General features: G+C 72.4%; 23 protein-coding genes. 15 read left to right on the top strand and 8 right to left on the bottom strand.

The genetic code is table 11. The features are described from left to right. Nucleotides 1–19: 19 nt before the first annotated feature. The gene (locus ACZ6B8_RS23815; protein ID WP_471608521.1) at nucleotides 20–487 is read right to left on the bottom strand and encodes a MarR family transcriptional regulator; all 468 of its coding nucleotides are present in this window, start codon (nucleotides 485–487) and stop codon (nucleotides 20–22) included. A gap of 238 nt (nucleotides 488–725) precedes the next feature. Here ACZ6B8_RS23815 and ACZ6B8_RS23810 point away from each other — a divergent pair, with 238 nt between their 5' ends. Then, on the top strand, nucleotides 726–1,106 hold the full coding sequence (locus ACZ6B8_RS23810; RefSeq protein WP_471608520.1) for a peptidase inhibitor family I36 protein: 381 nt from the start codon (nucleotides 726–728) through the stop codon (nucleotides 1,104–1,106). Nucleotides 1,107–1,261: 155 nt separating this feature from the next. Here ACZ6B8_RS23810 and ACZ6B8_RS23805 read toward each other — a convergent pair whose 3' ends face one another. After that, nucleotides 1,262–2,137: a LysR family transcriptional regulator gene (locus ACZ6B8_RS23805; RefSeq protein ID WP_471081724.1), complete on the bottom strand. Its 876-nt coding sequence runs from the start codon at nucleotides 2,135–2,137 to the stop codon at nucleotides 1,262–1,264. 104 nt (nucleotides 2,138–2,241) lie between these two features. Between ACZ6B8_RS23805 and ACZ6B8_RS23800 the strand changes: the two genes are divergently transcribed. The 4 genes from ACZ6B8_RS23800 to ACZ6B8_RS23785 all read left to right on the top strand — a co-directional run bounded on the left by ACZ6B8_RS23800 (nucleotide 2,242) and on the right by ACZ6B8_RS23785 (nucleotide 5,504). Continuing rightward, nucleotides 2,242–2,799, top strand: coding sequence for a GNAT family N-acetyltransferase (locus ACZ6B8_RS23800; RefSeq protein WP_471608519.1), 558 nt, complete (start codon nucleotides 2,242–2,244; stop codon nucleotides 2,797–2,799). Between the two features lie 606 nt (nucleotides 2,800–3,405). Beyond that, nucleotides 3,406–4,398, top strand: a complete 993-nt coding sequence (gene dhaK, locus ACZ6B8_RS23795; protein WP_471608518.1) for a dihydroxyacetone kinase subunit DhaK — start codon at nucleotides 3,406–3,408, stop codon at nucleotides 4,396–4,398. 76 nt (nucleotides 4,399–4,474) lie between these two features. Further along, nucleotides 4,475–5,101, top strand: a complete 627-nt coding sequence (gene dhaL / locus ACZ6B8_RS23790) for a dihydroxyacetone kinase subunit DhaL (RefSeq protein ID WP_471081733.1) — start codon at nucleotides 4,475–4,477, stop codon at nucleotides 5,099–5,101. Further along, nucleotides 5,094–5,504: a PTS-dependent dihydroxyacetone kinase phosphotransferase subunit DhaM gene (locus tag ACZ6B8_RS23785; protein ID WP_471608517.1), complete on the top strand. Its 411-nt coding sequence runs from the start codon at nucleotides 5,094–5,096 to the stop codon at nucleotides 5,502–5,504. Before dhaL ends, ACZ6B8_RS23785 begins: the two co-directional genes overlap by 8 nt. A 33-nt stretch (nucleotides 5,505–5,537) precedes the next feature. Here ACZ6B8_RS23785 and ACZ6B8_RS23780 read toward each other — a convergent pair whose 3' ends face one another. Next, complete coding sequence (locus tag ACZ6B8_RS23780) at nucleotides 5,538–6,260, bottom strand: glycoside hydrolase family 75 protein (protein WP_471608516.1); 723 nt, start codon at nucleotides 6,258–6,260, stop codon at nucleotides 5,538–5,540. A 230-nt stretch (nucleotides 6,261–6,490) separates the two neighbouring features. Here ACZ6B8_RS23780 and ACZ6B8_RS23775 point away from each other — a divergent pair, with 230 nt between their 5' ends. From ACZ6B8_RS23775 to ACZ6B8_RS23765, 3 genes are all read left to right on the top strand, one after another. After that, complete coding sequence (locus tag ACZ6B8_RS23775) at nucleotides 6,491–7,486, top strand: fibronectin type III domain-containing protein (protein WP_471608515.1); 996 nt, start codon at nucleotides 6,491–6,493, stop codon at nucleotides 7,484–7,486. Between the two features lie 69 nt (nucleotides 7,487–7,555). Beyond that, nucleotides 7,556–9,118 carry a GMC family oxidoreductase gene (locus ACZ6B8_RS23770; protein WP_471608514.1) on the top strand — a complete coding sequence of 521 codons (1,563 nt, stop codon included), beginning with the start codon at nucleotides 7,556–7,558 and terminating at the stop codon, nucleotides 9,116–9,118. A 12-nt stretch (nucleotides 9,119–9,130) separates the two neighbouring features. Then, on the top strand, nucleotides 9,131–10,372 hold the full coding sequence (locus ACZ6B8_RS23765) for a glycosyltransferase (protein WP_471608513.1): 1,242 nt from the start codon (nucleotides 9,131–9,133) through the stop codon (nucleotides 10,370–10,372). Nucleotides 10,373–10,408: 36 nt separating this feature from the next. On the opposite strand, the gene ACZ6B8_RS23760 is transcribed toward ACZ6B8_RS23765, so the two are convergent. Beyond that, nucleotides 10,409–10,972 (bottom strand): PadR family transcriptional regulator, encoded by a 564-nt coding sequence (locus ACZ6B8_RS23760; RefSeq protein ID WP_471608512.1) that lies wholly within the window; start codon nucleotides 10,970–10,972, stop codon nucleotides 10,409–10,411. An 85-nt stretch (nucleotides 10,973–11,057) separates the two neighbouring features. Here ACZ6B8_RS23760 and ACZ6B8_RS23755 point away from each other — a divergent pair, with 85 nt between their 5' ends. The 5 genes from ACZ6B8_RS23755 to ACZ6B8_RS23735 all read left to right on the top strand — a co-directional run bounded on the left by ACZ6B8_RS23755 (nucleotide 11,058) and on the right by ACZ6B8_RS23735 (nucleotide 15,055). Next, nucleotides 11,058–11,489: a nuclear transport factor 2 family protein gene (locus tag ACZ6B8_RS23755; protein WP_471608511.1), complete on the top strand. Its 432-nt coding sequence runs from the start codon at nucleotides 11,058–11,060 to the stop codon at nucleotides 11,487–11,489. Nucleotides 11,490–11,719: 230 nt separating this feature from the next. Then, nucleotides 11,720–12,232, top strand: a complete 513-nt coding sequence (locus ACZ6B8_RS23750; RefSeq protein ID WP_471081757.1) for a hypothetical protein — start codon at nucleotides 11,720–11,722, stop codon at nucleotides 12,230–12,232. A gap of 183 nt (nucleotides 12,233–12,415) precedes the next feature. Further along, a complete protein-coding gene (locus ACZ6B8_RS23745; protein ID WP_471608510.1) occupies nucleotides 12,416–13,168 on the top strand; it encodes a sugar phosphate isomerase/epimerase family protein in 753 nt (250 codons plus the stop codon). Beyond that, a complete protein-coding gene (locus ACZ6B8_RS23740; protein ID WP_471608509.1) occupies nucleotides 13,165–14,286 on the top strand; it encodes a Gfo/Idh/MocA family protein in 1,122 nt (373 codons plus the stop codon). Before ACZ6B8_RS23745 ends, ACZ6B8_RS23740 begins: the two co-directional genes overlap by 4 nt. A gap of 160 nt (nucleotides 14,287–14,446) precedes the next feature. Beyond that, entirely contained in the window at nucleotides 14,447–15,055 is a 609-nt protein-coding gene (locus ACZ6B8_RS23735; RefSeq protein WP_471608508.1) for a hypothetical protein, read from the top strand. Between the two features lie 52 nt (nucleotides 15,056–15,107). Here the strand turns inward: ACZ6B8_RS23735 and ACZ6B8_RS23730 are convergent, their stop codons facing one another. Continuing rightward, on the bottom strand, nucleotides 15,108–15,641 hold the full coding sequence (locus tag ACZ6B8_RS23730; RefSeq protein WP_471608507.1) for a PadR family transcriptional regulator: 534 nt from the start codon (nucleotides 15,639–15,641) through the stop codon (nucleotides 15,108–15,110). 40 nt (nucleotides 15,642–15,681) lie between these two features. Beyond that, entirely contained in the window at nucleotides 15,682–17,703 is a 2,022-nt protein-coding gene (locus ACZ6B8_RS23725) for an NADPH-dependent 2,4-dienoyl-CoA reductase (protein ID WP_471081772.1), read from the bottom strand. Nucleotides 17,704–17,933: 230 nt separating this feature from the next. On the opposite strand from ACZ6B8_RS23725, the gene ACZ6B8_RS23720 reads away from it, so the two are divergent. Continuing rightward, nucleotides 17,934–18,431 carry a methylated-DNA--[protein]-cysteine S-methyltransferase gene (locus ACZ6B8_RS23720; RefSeq protein WP_471081776.1) on the top strand — a complete coding sequence of 166 codons (498 nt, stop codon included), beginning with the start codon at nucleotides 17,934–17,936 and terminating at the stop codon, nucleotides 18,429–18,431. Further along, nucleotides 18,428–19,150 (top strand): 2OG-Fe(II) oxygenase, encoded by a 723-nt coding sequence (locus ACZ6B8_RS23715; protein ID WP_471608506.1) that lies wholly within the window; start codon nucleotides 18,428–18,430, stop codon nucleotides 19,148–19,150. Before ACZ6B8_RS23720 ends, ACZ6B8_RS23715 begins: the two co-directional genes overlap by 4 nt. Before the next feature lie 16 nt (nucleotides 19,151–19,166). Here ACZ6B8_RS23715 and ACZ6B8_RS23710 read toward each other — a convergent pair whose 3' ends face one another. Beyond that, entirely contained in the window at nucleotides 19,167–19,817 is a 651-nt protein-coding gene (locus tag ACZ6B8_RS23710; protein ID WP_471081782.1) for an alpha-ketoglutarate-dependent dioxygenase AlkB family protein, read from the bottom strand. A gap of 99 nt (nucleotides 19,818–19,916) precedes the next feature. Next, nucleotides 19,917–22,277, bottom strand: coding sequence for a phosphoketolase family protein (locus ACZ6B8_RS23705; RefSeq protein WP_471608505.1), 2,361 nt, complete (start codon nucleotides 22,275–22,277; stop codon nucleotides 19,917–19,919). Nucleotides 22,278–22,423: the final 146 nt, after the last annotated feature.

Genomic DNA, 22,423 nt, shown 5'->3' with positions numbered 1-22,423 from the left:
CGGAGGAGGCCCCGACCCGCTAGCCCGTCGTCCCGCCCGCGTTCCGGATCAGGCGCTGGAGCACCTTCACCGTGGTGACGTAGTCGGCGTCGTCGATGCCCTCGTGGAGGGTGGCCCGGATCGCGGGGGCGTTGCGGGCGAGGTCGACGCGGGCCCGTTCGCCCTCTTCCGTGAGCCACAGGCGGTCCGCGGTGTCCCGGGTCAGCCAGCCGCGCTCCACGAGCACCGCCGCCTCCGCCGCCAGGTCGTCCTCCGGCCGGATGTAGGAGGCCATGGCCGCCCGCAGTTCCGGCAGGGTCATCCCGGCGCCGTCGGGCGAGATGTCGTTCGCCGACAGGTTGCGCAGCAGCCAGAACTGGGGCTGGGTGTACCCCTTCTCGGCCTGCTGGGCCCGGGTGTAGGCGATGAGCGCTTCATACGCGACGCCCGTCCAGTACGCGGCGGGCTGTCCGGCGAGTTCGGCGTCGGACATCTGCTGGTTCCTCATGTCATCCCCCTCGTGGCGCGGCGTGATACTTCGCCGCACTTCGTTGCGGGACCTGCATACGGTGCAGGTCATGCGGATACCGTAGAACCTCAAGTGCACTTGAGGGCAAGGCGGTGATCTTCCGGACGCCTGGCACACAGGGGGGCACAGCATCTCAGCGAGGAGCAGGGAATGAGGGTGAGGATGAAGATCCGGAAGACGAGCCAAGACAGGAACTGAGAACCTCACCGCGCTGGTCATGGCCGTGGCCGCGACCACCGCCGTCGTGGTGCCGGCCTCCGCCGCTCACGCGGCCGACGGGTACGACCGGTGCCCCGACGGCTACTACTGCATGTTCTCGGGACTCGACGGCACCGGAGACATGATCAGGCTCATGCCGGGCACCCCCGACCTCGCGGCGCTCGGCATGAACGACCGTGCCACGTCGGACAGGAACCGGACGCCCTCGACCGTGTACCTCTGGTCGGACGCGAGGTACAGCGGCTGCACGGCCGTGACCTCGGCCGGGCCGTCCGGCAAGGGCAACTTCTTCCCCGCGTACCGGGACTTCCTCAGCTCGGTGCGGTTCGACGGGCCGGACGGCCCGAGTTGCGGCACGCCGCCCGGGGAGGACGGCTGAGCTCGGCGGTTCGAGCCCGGCGGTGCCGAGGGCGGCCGCCCAATTCCCCAGCCTCGCCACCCCGACGCTCCCCACCGTCCGCCCTTCAGCTTTGAGCGTGCCGGTCCACCCGCCCCCCCCCGGCCCCGCCCCGCGCCGTCCTGTGCTCCCGTGGGTCAGAGTTGCAGATGGCTCAGGGCGTTGATCACGGCGGCGATGGCCGGCTCGTCGGCGCGTTCGCGGTGGTGGGCCGCCATGAGGTCGACGTGCCACTCGGGCATGTCGCTCACGTCGAGTTCGACCAGGCTGCGGGTGGCGAGGTCGCGTACGACCGTGGCGCGAGTGAGGACGGCGATGGCCTGCCCTGAGCGCGCGAGATCGGCTGCGATCTCGGCGGAGCTGATGCGGTAGATCTGATGCGCGCGGGTGGGCGCGTCCAGAAGCTGTTCGTGGAAGAGATCCGCACCGCTGCCCCAGAGGTTCACGGCGAGGGGGTGACCGCTCAGCCGCGCGAGGTCGCAACGGCGCGCCGCGAGCGGGTGGTCCGGGTGGCAGACCGCGACGACCGGCTCACTGCGGAACTTGTGCAGCCGTACCTCGGGGGCGTGCGGCAACGGCAGCGTGATGGCGATGTCGGTCGTGCCCGCGGCCACGCGCTGCAAGGCGCTTGGGCTGTGCTGGTCATCGACCACGACGCCGTACCTGAGCGGTTGGAGGGCGCCGATGACGAAGGGAACGGCCAGCGGCGCGTAGGTGGCGTGGGTGGTCAGGTGCAGGGTGCCCTCGGTGTCGTCCTCTCGGGCGATGTCCAGGACCCGGGCCGCCATGTCCAGGCACCGCTGCGCGTGGGGCAGCACCCTTTCCCCCGCGGGGGTCAGCGACACTCCTCGGCTCGACCGATCGAGCAGCGGCCGGCCGACGAGCCGTTCCAGCCGGCGCAGGCGTTCGCTGACGGACGGCTGCGCGACTCGCAGCTCGCGTGCCGCGGCGGATAGCGAACCGGCGGAGGCGGCGGTGACGAAGACGCGCAGGTCCACGAGTTCCAGAGCCATAGGCGCAGCCTATCGCCAGCCGTATTGGATCACGGGGTTCTGTGTGGTCGACGGTGCCCATAGCGTGCCGATATGACGTCCCCGCTGGCCTGAGGAGCCTCTCCATGTACGAGTTTCACCAGTCCGTGTACGAGCTTCACCCGACGGCTGTCGATATCGCCCCGGCGACCGCGCATGATCTGCCCGGGATCGTCGCCATCCAGAATCACGCGGCCGCGACCTCGCACGCCCGATTCGCCACCAGGCCGCTGGGTATGGAGGAGCGGCGCGACTGGTTCGCGCAGTTCTCGGAGTCGGGCCCGTACCGGATGCTCGTCGCCCGCCGAGGTAGCCAGGTTCTCGGTTATGCGTGCAGCCAGATGTACCGCGATCAGGAAGCCTTCCGAGAAACGGTCGAGGTGAGCGTCGGGCTTGTTGAGGGCAGCAGAGGACAGGGCCTGGGAACCTCCCTGTACCAAGAGCTCTTCGGCCTCCTGGCCGAAGAACCGGTACACGTCGCACTCGCAGGCATCGCCCTGCCGAACGACGCCTCGGTGGCCTTGCACCGCAGGTTCGGTTTTTCCGACATCGGGATCTTCCGCGAGTACGCCGTGAAGAACGGCCAGTACATCAGCTCGTTGTGGATGCAACGGCTGCAGTCCGCCCCGCTCTGCGTCCGGTGATCTCGTCGCGCACGGCGCGCGGGCGGCCTGTCGCTTGCAACATGGCTCGCGCGCCGGCCGACGCGTCGTGCGCCGTACCTATCGCGGTCTGTTTTTTGAATACGAACACGGGATCCTCGACACGCAGCCATTTCACATCCTGCGGGATGGCGCCCGCGGCCACACCGGGCACCACCGAGATGCCCAACCCTGCGGCAACGAGCCCCCGGCGTGTCTGCAAGCCGGGGGATGAAGTGTCCCCCCACAGCACCTACAGCACCTGATGTCGAGGCCCGACACACCACGGCACCGGTATGCGACCACCACCGCACGGCTCCTGACGGACCGGGGCGCGCCCATGCCGTTCTCGCGCGTGACCTTCGCTGCCGCAAGGCCGATACTGCCGACAGCAGGGGTCCCGACCAAGCCGCATCCGACCGACCGAACGCCCAAACGCCCACATGCCCTGACGAGGCGTCACAAAAGTCAGCATTGAGTCAGCATCAGTACCGCCGGGACCCGCTCCACGCCGTCACGAACCGCCAAGATCGAAAACTACTTCCACCCGCTCCGACCAGCAAAAACACAGGTGAGGGACCTGCCTGCCAACCTTCCCAGGAGGTATCCATGAGGATGCTGATCAATGTCGCCGAGACCGTCGTCGCCGACGCGCTGCGCGGGATGGCCGCCGCTCACCCCGAGCTGACGATCGACGTCGAGAACCGCGTGATCGTACGCAGGGACGCCCCCGTCGACGGGAAGGTCGCCCTCGTCTCCGGCGGCGGGTCGGGGCACGAGCCGTTGCACGGCGGGTTCGTGGGGCCGGGGATGCTCTCGGCCGCCTGCCCCGGCGAGGTGTTCACCTCGCCCGTTCCCGATCAGATGGTGCGGGCGGCCGCCGCCGTGGACAGTGGCGCGGGCGTGCTCTTCGTCGTGAAGAACTACACGGGCGACGTGCTCAACTTCGACATGGCGGCGGAGCTCGCCGAGGACGAGGGCATCCAGGTGGCCAAGGTGCTCGTCAACGACGACGTGGCGGTCACCGACAGCCTCTACACCGCCGGGCGGCGCGGCACCGGCGCCACCCTCTTCGTGGAGAAGATCGCGGGCGCCGCCGCCGACGCGGGCATGCCCCTGGAACGGGTGGAGGCCGTCGCCCGGCGGGTCAACGAGAACGCGCGCAGCTTCGGCGTCGCGCTCAGCGCCTGCAGCACGCCCGCCAAGGGCAGCCCCACCTTCGAACTCCCGGCCGGTGAGCTGGAGTTGGGCGTCGGCATCCACGGGGAGCCGGGACGCGAGCGGCGGCCCATGATGACCTCGCGCGAGATCGCCGACTTCGCGGTCAACGCCGTACTGGAGGACCTCGACCCGCGCAATCCCGTCCTGCTGCTCGTCAACGGCATGGGCGCGACCCCCCTGCTCGAACTGTACGGATTCAACGCCGAGGTCCACCGCGTCCTCGTCGAGCGCGGCGTACCCGTCGCCCGCACCCTCGTCGGCAACTACGTGACCTCGCTGGACATGGCCGGTGCCTCCGTGACGCTCTGCCAGGTCGACGAGGAGCTGCTCGGGTTGTGGGACGCCCCGGTCCGCACGCCCGGCCTTCGCTGGGGAGTCTGAGCGCCCTTCCGCATCGCCACGGCCGTCTGTTCCTGAGCGCAGGCGCCCCGCACCCACGACAACGCAAGGAGACCCCATGCTCGACGCCGATTTCTTCCGCCGCTGGCTGGTGGGCACCGCCGCCGCCGTCGACCGCGAGGCGGACCGGCTCACGGAGCTGGACTCGCCCATCGGCGACGCCGACCACGGCAGCAATCTGCGGCGCGGGTTCACCGCCGTCGTGACCGCTGTGGAGAAGGAGGCGCCGGATACTCCAGGGGCCGTACTCACGCTGGCCGGGCGGCAGTTGATCTCGACGGTGGGCGGGGCGTCGGGGCCGCTCTACGGTACGTTGCTGCGCCGCACCGGCAAGGCGCTGGGCGATGCGGCCGAGGTGGACGAGGCGGAGTTCGCCGACGCGCTGCGGAGTGGCGTCGACGCGGTGGCCGGGCTCGGCGGCGCCGCGCCCGGGGACAAGACGATGCTGGACGCGCTCGTCCCCGCGCTCGACGCGCTCGGCGAGTCCTTCGACGCCGCCCGGGAGGCCGCGCTGCACGGGGCCCTGGCCACGACGCCGCTCCAGGCGCGCAAGGGCCGGGCGAGCTATCTGGGCGAGCGCAGCATCGGCCACCAGGACCCGGGCGCGACGTCGGCCGCGTTGCTCTTCGAGGCGCTCGCCGAGGCCGCGGAGGGCGACGGCAGGACGGAGGGCGGCCGTGGCTGACGCCCCGTTGGTCGGCATCGTCCTCGTGTCGCACAGCGGCCCCGTCGCGGAGGCGGTCGCCGCGCTCGCCACGGGCCTCGCGGGCGGCGGCACGATCGCACCTGTGGCGGCGGCCGGCGGGACACAGGACGGCGGCCTCGGCACGAGCGCGGCGCTCATCTCGGCCGCGGCCGAGCGGGTCGACCGCGGCGCCGGCGTCGCCCTCCTCGCCGACCTCGGCAGCGCCGTCCTCACCGTGAAGGCGCTGCTCGCCGAGGGCGACGAACTCCCGCACGGGGCACGCCTGTTGGATGCCCCGTTCGTGGAGGGCGCGGTGGCGGCGGTGGTGACCGCGTCGGCCGGCGCCGATCTCGCCGCGGTCGAGGCGGCGGCCACGGAGGCGTACACCTACCGGAAGGTCTGACCGGAAGGCCTGGCCCGGGGTGCCACGGCCGCCTCACCCACGCGACGACAGGCCCTGATCGCCCCGCACGAACCGCCGGGCCAGCACCTCGCCCCGGTCGACCGCGGCCCGGTGGCTCTCGATCGGGACGGCCTTGGACCCCTTGAAGAAGATGTACGTGACGTCGGCGGCCGTACCCCCCGACCGCGGGTCGGGACGGATGCCGAGCGCCTGAGCCGTCGCGTACGACGCCTCGCCGATGAGGTCGACCGGCCCGGTGTCGCCGACGACGGCGTACTGGACCTTGTCGCCGTGGACGACGGCCGCGACGGTGCCGCCGGTGACGCCGTGCCGGGTGTGGTTCCAGCGGTGGCTCGGGCCGGGCACGACGACGTAGGGCAGGTGTTCAGCGGCCAGGTGCCGGCCGTCGGACTGCTGGAAGGCCGTGGTGTGGAGGAACAGCGGGTCGGTGCGGCGGTTGCAGGCCGTGGTCGGCCGGCCGTCGCAGTCGATGTCCATGTCCGCCGTCCAGAACACCGCGTCGCGCGTCCCGCAGACGGGGACGACGGCGCGGGCGCCGTCGTCGGTGCGGTACTTGCCGTGTGAGATCTCCGTGCAGGTCTTGGTCGCGGCGAGCAGATCGGCCGCCCGCACGGTCCCCTCCCCGCCCGGGGCGTTCGCTTCGGCGGCGGGCCGCTGGGCGGCGGCGGAGTACGCGGCGGGGGCGAGCAGGGTGGCGCCGGCCGCGGCGACCACGGCCACCGTTCTGATACGCACGAGAAGGAACCTTTCGCAGGGGAAGACTGACGGCTTGTCAGCCACGTATCCCACGTCACGCACGGTCATAAGCCCCACGCCCGGCTCGGTGCGCAGCCTCGCACTCGGCTCGGTACGCGGCCTCGCAGTCAGGCCCGTTCTCACCTCGTACTCAGCCCGACCCCTTGATGTGCCCCCGTCACCTGTGTCAAATAGGTCCGGACCAATGCCGTCGAGTGGAAGGCAGCACCGTGCGACGGATCCCCCAACTGTCCGCCCCTCTCACCCTGCTGACCGCGGTCACCGTGACCGTGATGACACTCGGCGGCTGCGCGTGGAGCGGCGACGACGCCGGCGACACCCATCCCCCGGCGGCCCCGCGCGGGCTCACCGTGCAGGCGGGCAGTTCCACCACCGCGCACGTCATGTGGAACCGGGCCACCGACGACAGGGAGGTCACCGGGTACGAGGTGTATCGCGGCGCCAAAAGAGTGAGGGAGGTTTTGGGCGGCGAGACGATGGTGGACGTCGTCGGGCTCGAACCCGACGCCACGTACACGTTCACCGTCCGCGCCCGGGACGCCGAAGGCAATGTCAGCGAGGACAGCGAGCGGCTGTCCGTCACGATGCCCGCGGCGGCCGCGGCGGACCGCGAGGCCCCCTCGCGGCCCGGGCGCCTGACGGGCCGGGCGGCGGGGAGCAGTTCGGCGATGCTCTCGTGGGGGAAGTCGTCGGACAACCGGCGCGTGGCCTCGTACGAGATCTATCAGGGCGGTTCGAAGGTCCACAGCGTGGGCGGGGGCCAGACCGCGACGCTGGTCACCGGGTTGCGGCCGGGCACGGACTACACCTTCACGGTGAAGGCGCGCGACGCCGCCGACAACTTCTCCCCCGCCGGCACGCGGATCCGTCTCACCACGGCCGGGAGCGGCAAGGGCTCCGGGCGCGGCACCGCGCCCACCGCCTTCCGGGCCGGCACGCACGAGAAGGGTGGGGCGTACTACATCGACTTGTCCTGGGTCCCCCCGCGGACCGGCGGGGCGGTCGCGGAGTACCAGATCCGGCTCGACGGCCGCACCGCCACCTCCCTCGTCTTCGGCGGCACGGCACCGGAGGACAAGGCGGAACACAGCTTCTACATCGGCAGGAAGGCCGGGGAGTCCCACCGAGTGAGAATCCGCCCCAAGCTCCCGGACGGAACGTGGGGCGGCTATACGCCCGAGCGGACGGTCAGGACGACGGGGTGAGCCGCGGCGGGTCCCATCAAAGCGCCTGTGCACTAGGTCAGTTGGCGGTTTCCGTGAAAGATGGGGCAGATGTTGCTCGGTGAGTGGGACTACGTCGTGGTGGGGGCCGGGTCGGCCGGATGTGTGGTGGCTGCCCGGTTGTCCGAGGACCCGGAGAGCCGGGTCCTGCTGATCGAGGCCGGCGGGGAGGACGTCAAGCCCGAGATCTCGGTGCCCATGGCCTGGCCCGCGCTCCAGGGGTCCGAGGTCGACCACGGCTACACCACGGTCCGGCAGACCGGTGCCGACGGGACCGCGCGGGCCTTTCCCCGGGGGCGGACGCTGGGTGGTTCCGGTGCCATCAACGGGCTCATCCACCTGCGTGGGCACCGTGCGGACTTCGACCGCTGGGCGGCTCTGGGCTGTACGGGCTGGGGGTACGACGAGACGCTGCCGTACTTCCAGCGGATGGAGACCGTCCACGGCAGGGACCCCAAATACCGGGGACACGATGGGCCGTTGCTGCCGGAGACCGCGGAGGAGGGCGGCCACCCGCTCTCCCAGGACTTCGTCGACGCCGCGACCTCGGTCGGGTTCATCCGGACTGATGACTTCAACGGGGCGACCCAAGAGGGCGTCGGCTGGCATGACTTGAACATCTCGCGGGGCGCGCGGCAGTCCGCCGCCCACGCCTACCTCCACCCCGTGCGGGCCGACAGGAGCAACCTCACCGTCTCGACCGGCTCCCGCGCGCTGCGCCTGCTCTTCGACGGTGACCGTTGCGTCGGCGTGGAGTTCGAGCGTGACGGCGACCGGCACACCGCCCGTGCGACGGCGGAGACCATCGTGAGCTGCGGGGCCGTCGACTCGCCCCGGCTCCTACTGCTCTCCGGCATCGGCCCGGCCGACGACCTGCGGAAGGCGGGCGTCACCGTCCGGCACGACCTGCCCGGGGTCGGCCGCAATCTGCACGACCACCCGCTCTGCCCCGTCGTCCACGAGGCCGGCTGCACTCTTCCCCCGCCGCGGACCAGCCTCGCCGAAACCTCCCTGTCCTGGCGCAGCGACGCCACCGCCTCGGGGCCCGACCTGCAGCTGCTCTGCATCCACGTGCCGTACCACCCGCCCACGATGCCGGTCCCGGCCAACGGGTTCACGTTGGCGGTGGCCACCGTTCCGGAGAGCCGCGGTTCGGTGCGGCTGGCCGGGCCCGACCCGGACACCCCGCCGCTCATCGACCCCCACTACCTGGGCCGGGAGTCGGACGTCCGGCGCCTGCTCCAGGGCATTGCGACCGCACGGGAGATCGCGGCCGCGCCCCCGTTCGCACAGTGGGCGCCGCGCGAGGTGCTGCCCGGTCCGGGCGTCACCGACGAGGCGGGGCTGCGCGACTACCTCGCCGCGGCCGTGGGCCCGTACTTCCACCCCGTGGGCACCTGCGCGATGGGTACCGGACCGGACGCGGTGGTGGCGCCGGACCTGACCGTGCACGGCCTCGAAGGCCTGCGGGTCGTGGACGCCTCGGTCATGCCGACGATCGTCTCGGTCAACACGAACGCCGCGACCGTCATGATCGCGGAGAAGGCGGCGGACCTCATCCGGCGGGACGGCATGCCGGGCCCACGACACCCTGCGCCCGCGGGCGGCGTCTGACATCCTGACGCGGTGCGCGTACTGATCGTGACGGCGGGGAGTTGGGGCGACGTCGCCCCGTACACGGGCCTGGGCGTGCGGTTGCGCTCGGCGGGCCACGAGGTGTCCCTGGCCACTCATGAGCGCTTCGAACGGGCGGTGACCGCCCACGGGCTCGGCTTCCGGCCGCTGCCCGTCGACCCGCGGCAGGAGCTGGCCTCGCGGACCGGCCAGGGCCTCGCCAAGGCGGTGAGCCCGCCCGTCGCCCTGACCCAACTGATGCGGATGGCACGGGCGTTCATGCCCGGCCTGACCGCCGGGGTCGCGGACGCCGTCCGGGCGGGCACCGACGCCATCCTCAGCTCCACCGTCACCGACCCGATGTGCGCGGCGCTCGGCGAGGCCCTGGGGCTGCCGAGCATCGGGGTCTACCTCCAGCCGGTCCACCCGTCCGGCGCCCATCCGCCGATGATCACCGGCGCCCGTACCTTCGGCACCCACGGCAACCGGCTGGCAGCACACGCCCTGTGGCTCGGCAGCGAGCGGATCTTCGCGCCCGCCGTCACCGCGCTGCGCCGCGAACTCGGCCTGCCACGAAGGAGGTTCAGCGGACCGCTCGGCCTGCCGCGCGGGCGTCACGTCCTGCACGGCTTCAGCCCGCGCATCGTCCCGCGGCCCGCGGACTGGCCCGACGGGCACCGGGTGAGCGGCTACTGGTGGCCGCGGACCCCGCCCGGCTGGAAGCCCGAACCGCGACTCCTCGACTTCCTCGGCGCGGGACCGCCCCCGGTCTTCGCCGGCTTCGGCAGCTTCGTCACCGCCGAGTCCGAGCGACTGAGCTCCCTGCTCGTCGACGCCATGCGCCGGGCCCGGGTGCGCGGCATCGTCCAGGCGGGCTGGAGCGGTCTGCACGCCGAGAACGACGACGTGATCACCGTGCAGGAGGTCCCGCACGCCTGGCTCTTCCCCAGGACGGCCGCCGTGATCCACCACGCCGGGGCCGGCACCACCGCGGCCGGGCTCCGCGCGGGCACCCCCGCCGTCCCCGTACCGGTCCAGTTGGACCAGCACTTCTGGGCCAACCGCCTGCACGACCTCGGGCTCTCGCCCCGGCCGTTGTGCTTCCAGCGGCTGACGGCGCCGAGCCTGGCGCAGGCCGTCACCGTGGCCGTCCACAGTCCCGTCCTGCGCACCCGCGCCCGGAGCGTCGCCGACGCCCTCGCCCGCGAGGACGGCGCCCGCCAGGTCGTCGAGACCCTCGAACGGCTCGGCTGACCCGCTCCGGGTCCGCGCCCGGTCCGCATCAGGTCCTCAAGGCGCGGCGGAAGCCCGCTCGGTCAGCAGGGCCGCAGCCCGCCGGCACCAGTCCCGTGTCTCCCGCTCGAAGGCGAGCCCGCGCAGGCACGTCAGATAGGGGCCGACGCGCTCGCCCGTGCGCAGGAAGTCCTCCTCCTCGGCATCGCCCCGCAGCCGGACCAGGAACTTCTCCAGGACCTCGATCTTCGCGTCGGCGGCCGTGGCCCGTTCCGCGAGCTGTTCGATCACCGGGGCGGCGGCCACGCCGTCGACGGCCTGCACCTTGACCAGCAGGTCGTCGCGGATGAAGGACGGTTTCGCGGCGCGGGCGGCGAACCGCTCCATCTCGGCGAGGCCCTCCTCGGTGACCTTGAACAGCCGCTTGTTGGGCCGGCCCTCCTGGACCACCTCCCGCCCGGCGACCAGGCCCTCCGCCTCCAGCCTCGCCAACTCGGCGTAGAGCTGCTGGGGCAGGGCGTGCCAGAAGTTGGCCACGCCGATGTCGAAGCCCTTGGCCAGTTGGTAGCCGCTGTACTCGCCGTCCAGCAGTGCCGCGAGCACCGCGTGCCGCAGAGCCATGGTCCGGCCCCCTTCCCTCGCGCCGCCTCGTACCCTCATCATAGTCATGAATATGACTACTCAGATTCATGACTATGGAGGCACCATGACCCACCCCACCGCCGCACGCTTCCGCGCTCTCGTCGAGCAGCGTGACCTCGATGGGATCGCGGAGCTGTTCACGCCGGACGTCCGCCTCTACAGCCCGGTGAAGTTCACGCCCTTCGACGGGCGCCCCGCGGTCCTTGGGCTCTTCGGCGTCCTGCTGCGGACGTTCGAGGACTTCCGGTACGTAGGCGAGTACGCGGGCCGGGCGCGGACCAGTGTCGACGGCACCGAGGCCGAGTCGGACGTGCTGCTCTTCCGCACCACCGTGAACGGCAAGGAGGTCCACGGCATCGACCTGCTGCACTTCGACGAGGAGGGACGGATCAAGGAGTTCACCGTGATGGTCCGCCCGCAGTCCGCCGTCCAGGCGCTCGGCCAGGCCGTGTACGAGGGGCTGGTGGCGGAGGGCCTGGCTCCGGCCCCGCGCTGACCTGTGCTCGGCTACGGGCTCCGCGCCGGTCTGTCGCCGGACGGCTCTCCGGTCGACGCGTCCCGCGCCGGCTTGTGCGCCGGACGATGGATTTAGTCACCTGCCCGGCGGCCGTCCGCATGCGCCGGCCGCTCCCGCCGCGTTGGCTCTTCGTCAGGTAGCACGGGCGATCCCCGACTCTCGGCGGCGCATGGGTTGTACCGCCTCCCGTGTCACCGGAGGGCAGACTCATGCGTACCACTCAGATATGTGTCCGGGCCGGCGTGACCGTCGCCGCCGCCGCGCTGCCGCTGGCCCTGAGCGCCCCGTCGGCGTTCGCGGGCAGCGACCTCACCGTCACCGCCACCGGATCCACCGTGACGGCCACCACCACCGCGTGCGGTAGCGGTGGCGGCACGGCCTCGCTCATGGGCGGCACCAACGCGAGCTTCGCCGGCGGCCAGCAGGCGGAGCTGATGAACGGCACCGCTTCGTGGCGGAACGTCGGGGCGGGCACCTACACGGTGCTCGTCGCCTGCAAGGACGGCTCATCGGCGGGACCGAGGACCGTCACCGTCGGCGCGGCGCCGACGTCCTCCTCCACGACGGCGCCCTCGCGCGGCGTCCGCGGAGGGCTCGGGGGCGGTTCGGAGGACCGGGGCACGCTCACGCTCGTCACGGGCGGTGGCCTGGTGGCCGCGGCCGCGGTCGGCGGCGGTGTCTGGTACCTGCGCCGTCGCCGGGGAGCGGTCGGCCGTTTCTGACCGGGGCCGCGGGCACGGTTCCTGGTTTCCCTGTCGGCTGCCGCTCACCTGTCGGGACGAGGGTGGGCGGCAGCCGCGTGCGGGCGCCCCCCTGCCACACGCCCCTCCCGCCCGGCCGACGCACCCTTGCCCGCCCCCGCGAACCGACTTACCGTCCTCCCAGCCGACAGGGAGGGCGCGCTCATGCCACGACCGCTCAGCGTTCAGCTCTACTCCGTGCGCGATCAGCTCGTCGCCGACCGGGCCGGGACGCTGCGCCGCCTCGCCACTCTCGGGTACGGCGCCGTGGAGGCGTACGACGTCCTCGGCGACCCGGAGGGGCTGCGGCGACTGACCGACGATCTCGGTCTCACCGTCTCCGGCACGCACGCCCCGCACCTGCTCGGCCCCGAGCCGGAACCCGTGCTCGACGCGGTGGCGACACTCGGCACCGACCACGCGATCGTCCCCGCGGGCATCGCACCCGAGGAGTTCACCTCGCGCGACGGTCTTGCACGGACCGCCGACCGCCTCAACTCCCTTGCCGCGGTGGCCGAACGGCACGGCATACGGATCGGCTACCACAACCACTGGTGGGAGATCGAGCCCCGCTTCGGCGACCGGCACGCCGTCGACGTGCTGGCCGAACTCCTCGACCCCGCCGTCTTCCTGGAGATCGACACCTACTGGGCCGCGGTCGGCGGCGCCGAGGTCCCGGCGCTGCTGCGCCGCCTCGGGGACCGCGTCCGCGCGCTGCACCTCAAGGACGGGCCCGGCACCAAGGAGGACCCGAACGTGGCCGTCGGCGGCGGTGTCATGCCGGTGCCGGAGATCCTCGCCGCGGCGCCCGACGCCTGGCGCATCGTCGAGTTCGACTCCTGCGCGGGCGACGCGGACGACCTCTTCGACGCACTCGCCGCCAGCCGGACGCACCTCGCCTCCCTGGCGGCGCCATGAACCACGCCCCGGCCGGCGCGGGCCCCGTCGGCGTCGCCGTCGTCGGCGCGGGCGTCATCAGCGCCCAGTACCTGCATACGTTGAGCGGGTTCCCGGACGTGCGGGTCGTGGCCGTCGCCGACCTCGACGAGGAGCGGGCCGCCACCGTGGCCCGCACCCACGGCATACCCGTGGCGGGCGACCCCGCGACGGCGCTCGCCCTTCCCGAGGTCGAGGTCGTCGTCAACCTCACCGTGCCGGCGGCCCACGCGCAGGTGGCCGCGGCCGCGCTGCGGGCCGGCAAGCACGTCTACGGCGAGAAGCCGATCACGCTCGCGCCGGGCGAGGCGGAGAAGCTGCTCGCCGAGGCGTCCGAGCGCGGGCTGCGCGTGGGCAACGCGCCGGACACGTTCCTCGGCGCGGGTTTGCAGTCGGCGCTGCGGGCGGTGGCGGCTGGGCACATCGGCGCGCCCGTGGCGGCGACGACGGTGACCCAGGGCCCCGGTCCCGAGTCATGGCATCCCGACCCGGCGTTCTTCTACCAGCCGGGCGCGGGGCCGCTCTTCGACCTCGGCCCCTACTATCTGACCTCGCTCGTCGCCCTGTTCGGCGGGGTGGCGCAGGTGGCCGCGGTGGCGGCACGCGCGCGTGCGGAGCGCGTCGTCGGGTCGGGGCCGAAGGCGGGGCAGGTGTTCCCCGTCGACGTGCCGACGCATGTGGCGTCACTCATCGGGTTCGCCTCCGGGGTACGCGCCGCCTCGACGTTCAGCTTCGACTCCGCGCTGCGCCGCATCCGCTTCGAGATCACCGGGACCGACGGCACCCTCGCGGTGCCCGACCCGAACACGTTCGGCGGCCCGTTGCGCCTGCTGCCCCACGGCAGCGACGAGTGGCGCGAACTGCCGGTCCGCGGGCGGACGGACGGGCGCGGGCTCGGCGTGGTCGACATGGCGCGCGCCCTGCGGACGGGCACCGCCCACCGGGCCTCCGGCGCGCTCGCCCTGCACGTCCTGCAGGCGATGACCGCGATCACGGACTCGGCGGCGCGCGCGAAGTTCCTGCCGCTCGCGACCCAGCTCGTGCCGCCGCAACCGCTCCCCGACGACTGGGACCCCGAGGAGCCGACCCTCGGCGGGTGACCCGGCAGCGCACGCCCCGGGCCGCGCCGCGGTGGAACGGAAGCGGCGCCACCTGATGACGTGCGGGCCGCACGGTGAGACGTTGCGCACCCGGGAAGCAACGGGATGCGAACGCCCGGGCCGACAGTGCCGCCCCGGCGGCATCAGGAGGGGGACTGCCATGACGAAGGAGTACAAGGGCGTCGTCTACGCGGAGAGCCAGAAGGAGGCCGAGGTCCTGCTGCTCGCGTTCTGCGACCGCATCGACTTCGCGCGGGAGTGGATCTCCGACGCGACCTGGCAGAACACGCTCGACATCGCCTGCAAGAAGGACACCGGCATCGACACGGCCGAGAAGGCCATCCTCGGGGACCAGCAGGAACGCCAGAACGCGACTCAGAAGGCGGCCCGGCAGGCGAAGATCTCCGGGGACGAGGAGGACATCCTGGGCCAGACCGAGGGGGTGGACTCCTTCGACGAGCACGCCGTCCGGATCTTCCAGCAGGTGTGCGCCCAGTACGTCGGGGGCGGCGGCCTCAACATGACGTACGGCACGAAGCTCGGCCAGACCCGTTACGACGATCTGTGCGGCCACTGGCGCCGGGTCGGCAAGATCGCCGCGGCGGCCGACGACAAGGTGTTCCGCGGCTTCGACTACCTGCCGGTCGAGAACAAGGAGCAGAAGGGCAAGGGCAGCACCGGCGACACCCTGGAGCGCCGCACCAAGCAGGGCAACTTCTTCGTCACGGTGGTCAACATCCGCTTCAACGTTCACATCAACATCAGCTAGTACCCGCGGAGGCGTCGGCCCGAGCCCACGGACGGGCGGAGGCGCCGTCCCGTCACGGCGCCTCCAGCTCCTCGATCGCCCGCGTGAGCCACTGGGTCCAGAAGGTCTCCAGGTCGATGCCCGCGCGCAGCACCACATGGCGCAGCCGGTCCTCGACGGCGTCCTTGCCCGGCGGGAAGTCCCGCCGTTCGATCTCCTCGTACTCGGCCAACTGCCGCTGGTGCAGGCCTAGATGGCGGTGCAGCTCCTGCTGGATGCCGTCCGTGCCGACGACGGCCGCGGCCCGCAGGCGCAGCAGGAGGGTGTCCCGCAGCGGCTTGGGGTCCTGCCGCTCGGCCGTCCAGCGCGCCAGTTCGGCGCGGCCCGCCGGCAATACCTCGTACTCCTTCTTCTGCCCGCGCGTGACCCCCTGCGGGGGCAGCGCGCGGATCGCCCCGTCGCGCTCCAGCCGGCCCAGCTCGCGGTAGATCTGCTGGTGCGTGGCCGACCAGAAGTAGCCGATCGACTTGTCGAACCTGCGGGTGAGCTCCAGGCCCGACGACGGCTTCTCGAGGAGGGCGGTGAGGATGGCGTGCGGGAGGGACATGGGGCAATCCTAGGGACGCCCCGCGCCGGGCGAGGCCGGCTCAGAGCGCGGCGGCGAGCTCCGTGCCCTGCTTGATGGCGCGCTTGGCGTCCAGCTCGGCGGCGACGTCGGCGCCCCCGATGAGGTGGGCCGTGACGCCGGCGGCGACGAGCTCCTCGTACAGGTCGCGGCGGGGCTCCTGCCCGGAGCAGAGCACGACGGTGTCGACGGGGATCACGGACGACTCGCCGTCGACGGTGACGTGCAGGCCCGCGTCGTCGATCAGGTCGTAGGTGACCCCGGCGACCATGGCGACGCCGCGGTGGCGCAGTTCGGTGCGGTGGATCCAGCCGGTGGTCTTACCCAGGTCCTTGCCGACCTTGGACGCCTTGCGCTGGAGCAGGTGGACGGTGCGCGGCGGGGTGGGCCGCACGGGCTTCGTCAGACCGCCGCGCTCGCGGTAGTCCATGTCGACGCCCCACTGCCGGAAGTACGTCGCCGGGTCCAGGCTCGCCTTCTCGCCGCCGTCGGTGAGGAACTCGGCGACGTCGAAGCCGATGCCGCCGGCGCCGATGATCGCGACCCGCTCCCCCACCGGCGCGCCGTCGCGCAGCACGTCGAGGTAGCCGACGACGCTGGGGTGGTCGATGCCGGGGATCTCCGGGATGCGGGGCGTGACACCGGCGGCGACGATCACGTCGTCGTACCCGGCTCCGGCGAGCTCTTCCGCGGTGACGACGGTGTTCAACCGGACGTCGACGCCACGCAGTTCGAGCTGGGTGCGGAAGTAGCGCAGGGTCTCGTCGAACTCCTCCTTGCCCGGGACCCTGCGGGCGACGTTCAGCTGCCCGCCGATCTCGGGAGCGGCGTCGAAGAGGGTGACGTCGTGGCCCCGCTCGGCGGCCGACACGGCGAAGGCGAGTCCCGCGGGACCGGCGCCGACGACGGCGAGGTGCTTCTTGGCGCGGGTCGGCGAGAGCACGAGTTCGGTCTCGTGGCAGGCGCGCGGGTTCACCAGGCAGGAGGTGATCTGCAGGTTGAAGGTGTGGTCGAGGCAGGCCTGGTTGCAGCCGATGCAGGTGTTGATGGCGTCGGCCCGCTCGGCCCGCGCCTTGGCGACGAAGTCGGGGTCGGCGAGCAGCGGGCGGGCCAGCGAGACCATGTCGGCGGCGCCGTCGGCGAGCAACTGCTCGGCGATCTCCGGGGTGTTGATGCGGTTGGTGGTGACGAGCGGGACGGAGACCTCGCCCATGACCTTCTTGGTGACGAAGGTGTACGCGCCGCGCGGCACCGAGGTCGCGATGGTGGGGATGCGCGCCTCGTGCCAGCCGATGCCGGTGTTGATGATCGTGGCGCCCGCGGCCTCGATCTCCTTGGCGAGGTGGACGACCTCGTCGAGGGTGGAGCCGCCGGGGACGAGGTCCAGCATGGAGAGGCGGTAGATGAGGATGAAGTCCGCGCCGACCCGCTCCCGGGTGCGCCGGACGATCTCGACGGGGAAGCGGATGCGGTTCTCGTAGGAGCCGCCCCAGCGGTCGGTGCGGGTGTTGGTGGGGGCGGCGATGAACTCGTTGATCAAGTAGCCCTCGGAGCCCATGACTTCGACGCCGTCGTATCCGGCGAGCTTCGCGAGCTCGGCGGTGCGCACGAAGTCCTCGATGGTCTGCTCGACCTCGTCGTCGGTGAGCGCACGGGGCACGAAGGGGCTGATGGGCGCCTGGAGCGCGCTGGGAGCGACCAGCTTGTCGTGGTAGGCGTACCGCCCGAAGTGCAGGATCTGCAGGGCGATCCGGCCGCCCTCGGCGTGCACGGCCGCCGTGACGGCCCGGTGCTCCGCGGCCTCCGCCTCGGTGGTCAGCTTGGCGCCGCCGTCCCAGGGCCGGCCCACCTCGTTCGGGGCGATGCCGCCGGTGACGATGAGGCCGACGCCGCCGCGGGCGCGGGTCGCGTAGAACTCCGCCATCCGCGCGAAGCCGTTCGGTGCCTCTTCGAGGCCCACGTGCATGGAGCCCATCAGGACCCGGTTGGGCAGGGTGGTGAAGCCCAGGTCGAGCGGGTTCAGCAGGTTCGGGTAACGGCTCATGCGGCGCCTCCGTACGCGGTGTCTACGGGACAGTTGTAGACCAGCACGACCCTCTTATGCAACTAGTTGCATAAGGCGGGACGAACCTCACGGGCCACCCGCGGGGCGTGCCGGACCTCGCCTCAGCGCCATGTCCGAATCCCGCCAGCCACGCTCGCGCGCGCGCAGCAGACTGGTGGATGTCACCAGGAAGAACCCGCACGGATCACGGCACCACCGAGGAGAGCCCCATGACCGTCCACACGACCTTCGACAGCCCGCTGGGCGAGCTGCTGCTGGTGGGCGAGGAGTCGGCCACCGCCAAGGGCGGCACCGCGCTCGTCTCGCTGTCCATGCCGGGGCAGAAGGGCGGCGCCGTCGTCCGGGACGGCTGGACGCGTGACGACGCGGCCTTCGACGTGATCACCGCGCAGCTGCGCGGGTACTTCGCCGGGAGCCTGACCCACTTCGACATCGAGTACGCCGCCGGGGCGGGCACCGCGTTCCAGCGCAGGGTCTGGGACGCCCTGGACACGGTCCCGTACGGCACCACGACCACCTACGGGCGGCTCGCCGAGCAGCTGGGACTCTCCCGGGTCGCGGTCCGCGCCCTGGGCTCCGCCGTCGGACGCAACCCCCTGCTCGTGGTGCGCCCCTGCCACCGGGTGATCGGCGCCGACGGCTCCCTCACCGGGTACGCGGGCGGCCTCGACAACAAGCGGCGGCTCCTGGACCTGGAGGCGGCATGACCACCACCGCACGGTCGGCCGGGGCGGCGGTCGACGCCGCGGACTGGACGGCAATCGCCGCCGAGCTCGACGCGCACGGCTGCGCGCTCACGCCGCGGCTCCTCGATCCGGCCGCGTGCCGGCACCTCGCCGGGCTCTACGACGACCTGACGCTGTTCCGCTCCACCGTCGACATGGCCAGGCACCGCTTCGGCTCCGGACAGTACCGCTACTTCACCCACGACCTGCCCTCCCCCGTCGCCGAGCTGCGGGCCGCGCTCTACCCGCACCTGCTCGCCGTCGCCCGCGACTGGGCGGCCCGCCTCGGCCGCCCCGCGCCCTGGCCGGATTCCCTGGAGGAGTGGCTCGACCGGTGTCACGCGGCGGGCCAGACGAGGTCGGCCCAGATCCTGCTGCGCTACGAGGAGGGCGACTGGAACGCCCTGCACCGCGACCTCTTCGGCGACATGGTCTTCCCGCTGCAGGTCGTCATCGGCCTGGACGAGCAGGGCACCGACTACACGGGCGGCGAGTTCCTTCTCGTCGAACAGCGTCCCCGCGCGCAGTCGCGGGGCACGACGACGGCCCTCCCCCAGGGCCACGGCCTGATCTTCACCACCCGCGACCGCCCGGTCCGCTCCGCCCGCGGCTGGTCGGCCGCCCCGGTACGCCACGGGGTGAGCACGGTGCGGTCGGGACTGCGGAGGTCGCTGGGGCTGGTCTTCCACGACGCGTCATAGGCGGCCCCCGCGGGCCTCACCCGAACCCGCTCACGCGCAGGGTGATGTTCACCCGGCCGGCGAGGCCGAGCTCCGGCGGCCCCGTGCCCGGGAGCACCCGTGGCACCCCGTGGTACGCGAGGCGGGACGCGCCGCCGAAGACCACCAGGTCGCCGCTGCGCAGCTCCACGTCCGTGTACGGCTTCGTACGCGTCCCGGTGTTGCCGAAGCGGAAGACGCCCGTGTCACCGAGGCTCAGCGACACCACGGGGGCGTCGGACTTCTCGTCGCTGTCGCGGTGCATGCCCATGCGCGCGTCGGCGTCGTAGAAGTTCACCAGGGCGATGTCGTACGGCTCTTCGACCGTGTGGCCGGCCGCCTCCGCCGCCGCGCGGCCCAGCTCGGCGAGCCACGGGGGCATCGGCTTCACCGGCGCCCCGTCCCCGTCCACCACGGTGCGCGCGTACCCGTACGGATACCAGTGCAGGCCCAGGCAGAACTGGCGGGCCGTCATCGTGCCGCCCCCGGGTGTCCTGACCAGCCGGAGGCCGGCGGGCGGCCGGGCCCACGCGCGGCACGCCTCGAGAAGGCGCCGTTGCTCCCGCGCGGGCAGCCAGTCGGGCAGGTGCGCCGCGCCCGGGCCGAGCTCGGTCCGGGCGCGCGCGAACAGCTCGTCGGCCGGTGACATGCCCCTCCTCGCGCCTGTGTGGTCGGTCCACTCCACACGGTGCCACAGGGGTCCGACAACGGCCTCGGACCGCTGTGGGGCGTGGTGGGCCCGGCCGGATCAGAACGGCCATGTCCAGTCGGCGACCTCCGGCAGGTCCGTGCCGTGTTCGCGGATCCAGGAGTGGTGGCGGGTGCGGGTGTCGGCCATCGCCTGACGTACGGCCGTCGCGCGCACGGCCAGGCCCGGGACGCGGTCGATGACGTCCATGACGAGCCGGTAGCGGTCGAGGTCGTTGCGGACCACCATGTCGAAGGGCGTGGTCGTCGTGCCCGCCTCCTTGTAGCCGCGCACGTGCAGATTGGCGTGTCCTGTACGGCGGTAGGCGAGCCGGTGGATCAGCCACGGGTAGCCGTGGTATGCGAAGATCACCGGCTTGTCCGGCGTGAACAGGGCGTCGAACTCGGAGCCGGCCATCCCGTGCGGGTGCTCCTCCTCGGGCATCAGCCGGGCGATGTCGACGACGTTGACGACGCGCACGGCCAGGCCGGGCAGGTGCTCGCGGAGCAGCGCCGCGGCGGCGAGGACCTCCTGGGTGGGTACGTCCCCGGCGCAGGCGAGGACGACGTCGGGCTCGCGCGAGCCGTCGTCGGTGCCGGCCCACTCCCAGGTGCCCGCGCCGCGCGCACAGTGCGCACGGGCCTCGTCGAGGGTGAGCCAGTCGAAGCAGGGCTGCTTGCCGGCGACGACGACGTTGACGTAGTCGCGGCTGTGCAGGACGTGCTCGGTGACGGAGAGCAGGGTGTTGGTGTCCGGCGGCAGGTAGACCCGGACCACCTCGGGGCTCTTGTTGAGCACGTGGTCCACGAAGCCGGGGTCCTGGTGCGAGAAGCCGTTGTGGTCCTGGCGCCAGACGTGCGAGGTCAGCAGGTAGTTCAGGGACGGCACGGGCGCGCGCCAGGGCAGCGACCGGGAGGTCTTCAGCCACTTGATGTGCTGGTTGACCATCGAGTCGATGATGTGGACGAACGCCTCGTAGCAGGAGAACAGGCCGTGCCGGCCGGTGAGGGTGTAGCCCTCCAGCCAGCCCTGGCAGAGGTGTTCGGAGAGGATCTCCATGACGCGGCCGTCACGGGCGAGGTGCTCGTCGGTGGGGAGGGTGCGGGCCTGCCAGGCCTTGCCGGTGGCCTCGTAGAGCGCGCCGAGCCGGTTGGACTCGGTCTCGTCCGGGCCCACCACCCGGAAGTCGCGGCGCCCCGCGGTGTCCGCCATGACCTGCTCGAGCAGCTCACCGGCGACGCGGGTCGGCTCGTGCAGGACGGTGCCCGGCTTGTCGACGGGGACGGCGAACCGCTCCAGGGGCGGCACCGGCAACGGCCGGGTGAGCCGTCCGCCGTTGGCGTGCGGGGTGGCGCCGAGCCGGCGCTCGCCCTCGGGCACGCAGGCCAGGACCTGCGAGGTCGGGCGGCCGTCCGCGTCGAAGAGGTCGCGCGGCCGGTACGAGAGGAGCCACCGCTCCAGCTGGGCGAGGTGCTCCGGGTTGTCGCGCACCCCGGCGAGCGGGACCTGGTGGGCGCGCCAGGTGCCCTCGACCGGCTCGCCGTCCACGGTCGCCGGGCCGGTCCAGCCCTTGGGCGTCCGCAGCACGATCACGGGCCAGCGGGGGCGGCCCTGCGCCCCGTTGCTCCGGGCGGCCCGCTGGATGGCGGTGATGCGGTCGAGCGCCTGGTCCATGGCCTTGGCCATCGTCTGGTGGACCTTGCGCGGGTCGTCGCCGCCCACGTACAGCGGCTCGTGGCCGTACCCCCGCAGCAGCGCGTCGAGTTCGGCCTCGGGGAGCCGGGCCAGCACGGTGGGGTTGGCGATCTTGTAGCCGTTGAGGTGGAGGATCGGCAGGACGGCGCCGTCGTGCACGGGGTCGAGGAACTTGTTGGCGTGCCAGGAGCCGGCCAGCGGCCCGGTCTCGGCCTCGCCGTCGCCGATCACACAGGCGACCAGCAGCTCCGGGTTGTCGAACGCGGCTCCGTAGGCGTGCGCCAGGGAGTAGCCGAGCTCGCCGCCCTCGTGGATCGAACCGGGCGTCTCGGGCGCCACGTGGCTCGGCACGCCGCCGGGGAAGGAGAACTGCCGGAACAGCTTCGCCATGCCCTGCGCGTCCCGCGTGACGTCCGGGTACACCTGCGTGTAACTGCCCTCCAGCCACGCGTTGGCGAGCACCGCGGGACCGCCGTGCCCGGGACCCCACACGCAGAGCGGGTCCAGGTCACGCTCCTTGATGACGCGGTTGAGATGGGTGTGGACGAAGTTGAGGCCCGGCGAGGTGCCCCAGTGGCCGAGCAGCCGGGGCTTGATGTGCTCGGGCCGCAGCGGTTCGGTGAGCAGCGGATTGCTCATCAGGTAGATCTGACCGGCTGCCAGGTAGTTGGCGGCACGCCAGTGGGCGTCGAGCGCCGCCAGGTGTTCCTTCGCCAGGGCTGCCACGGGCTTCTCTCCTCGCAGGGTTCGGGACGTACGGCCGGGCAGGCGGTACGGCGGAGCGCCGGTCGGGTTCCACGAGAACGGCGGGTCAGTCGTGCGCGGCGCGTCCCGTGCTGCGCGGGGGCACGCCGACCGGGCCCCACGGCGCC

It is taken from the genome of Streptomyces sp. NPDC041122 (assembly GCF_055592445.1).
This window is presented reverse-complemented; position numbering and strand designations above follow the sequence as displayed.